This window comes from Sphingobium cupriresistens (assembly GCF_004152865.1).
Taxonomy (GTDB): domain Bacteria; phylum Pseudomonadota; class Alphaproteobacteria; order Sphingomonadales; family Sphingomonadaceae; genus Sphingobium; species Sphingobium cupriresistens.
Window position 1 is genome coordinate 1 of sequence record NZ_SEOO01000105.1, and the last position, 1,770, is coordinate 1,770.

The 1,770-nt window shown below is 64.2% G+C and carries 2 protein-coding genes; both read left to right on the forward strand.

The features are described from left to right. Nucleotides 1-911, forward strand: a 911-nt coding sequence (locus tag EWH12_RS21770) for a Mu transposase C-terminal domain-containing protein (protein ID WP_165363703.1), incomplete at its 5' end; no start/stop codon positions are given. Next, complete coding sequence (locus EWH12_RS21775; RefSeq protein WP_042853443.1) at nt 911-1,732, forward strand: AAA family ATPase; 822 nt, start codon at nt 911-913, stop codon at nt 1,730-1,732. The genes EWH12_RS21770 and EWH12_RS21775, both read left to right, overlap by 1 nt. Nucleotides 1,733-1,770: the final 38 nt, after the last annotated feature.

The window sequence follows — 1,770 nt, forward strand, 5'->3', positions numbered from 1 at the left end:
TGATAGCAGGCTACATGGTTTTCCTCGGCGCGCCCTCCGCGCTCAACACGTCGCTCGCGCTGCGACAGGCGATTTGGCGCAAGGCCGATCCGACCTGGCCGGTATGCGGCATTCCCGACGTCCTGTACGTCGATCACGGATCGGACTTCACCAGCCTTCATCTCGAACAGGCTGCGGCCGATCTGCGTATCCGCCTGATCTACTCTGCCGTCGCGCGTCCACAGGGGCGCGGCAAGATCGAGCGGCTGTTCCGCACCATCAACACCGAACTGTTGGCGGAACTGCCGGGCAATCTTCGTAACGGCAAACCGGTATCGCCCCCGCGCCTGACGCTTCCCGAACTGGACGCTGCGATCGGCACATACATCGTGGCGACCTATAACGTCCGCCCGCACAGGGCGATCGGCGTACCGCCCGTCGATGCGTGGCGCGGCGATGGCTGGCTGTCCCGGATGCCGGAAACGCTGGAGGAACTGGACGCGCTGCTGGTCATGGTCGCCAAGCCGCGCATCGTCCACCGCGACGGCATCCGTTTCGAGGGGCTGCGATACTTCAACCCTACGCTCGCCGCCTATGTCGGCGAGCCGGTGACGATCCGCTACGATCCTCGCGACGTAGGCGAGGTTCGGATATTCCATCGCAACGTCTTTCTGTGCCGGGCCGTCAGCCCCGACCATGCCGGCCTGAGTATCACTCTCAAGGACGTGCAAGCCGCCCGCATCGCCTATCGTCGTCGCCTGCGGAGCGAGATCGGAGAGCGGAAGGCCCGCGTTGCGGACTATCTGCCCGCGATCTTGCGCCCGCTGGGTTCCGGCTCGGTGCGCGCCTCAACGCCAAAACCCACGCCTGCCACGTCCCCCGAGGTGACACGGAGCAAGCCGCGTCTCCGCACCTATTACGAGGGCGAGTGATGGCAGACGGCAGCGCTCGCGCCACCAGCTTCATCTCGACGCAGGAACATCGCCGCTTCACCGAGTTTGCCAACGCCGTCCGCAAGCACCGCTACATTGGCTTGTGTCACGGCACGGCCGGCGTCGGCAAAACCCTTTCCGCGCGACGCTACGCGCGCTGGGACGGCGCAGTCGATCTGCTCATGACCTGGGGTGCGCGGCAGGCGTCCGATCTCAAGATATATGCCGACCTCGCCCGTGCGCGTGCCGTGTTCTATACGCCGACAGTCGGCAGCACGCTGCGCGAGCTTCGTCAGGACCTGCCCCGCCTCATCGATCGGGTCGATATCTGTATCGATCAGCATGTCCGGCCCAAGGATCAGATCGTCGTTTCGCCCCGGAAGCATTTCGTCGAACTGCTGATCGTCGATGAAGCCGACCGCCTGTCCAACACGGGGCTGGAATATCTGCGTGACCTGTTCGACCGGCAGGGCATCGGCCTTATCCTGATCGGGATGCCGGGCATCGAAAAGCGCATGGAGCGATACGCACAGCTTTTCAGCCGTGTCGGCTTCGCCCACCAGTACCGGCCCTTGCAGGATCAGGAGCTGACCTTTGTCCTCACGCGGCGCTGGCGCGACCTCGGACTCGCGATGGACGAAGCGGACTTCACCGACGCGCAGGCGGTCGCCACCATCGTGCGGATCACGGGCGGCAACTTCCGTCTGCTCCACCGGCTGTTCGTTCAGATCGAGCGCATCCTGAGGATCAACGGCCTGAACGCGATCACTGACGACGTGGTGGAAGCTGCACGCAGCACCCTCGTGATCGGTGTCACTTAGCGCTGACAGAACGGTGCCAATCAGCGCTGATATCTACA

Coding starts and splice junctions, on each gene's coding strand:
- EWH12_RS21775 (WP_042853443.1), top strand. CDS start 911: ATGGCAGACGGCAGCGCTCGCGCCACCAGCTTCATCTCGACGCAGGAA.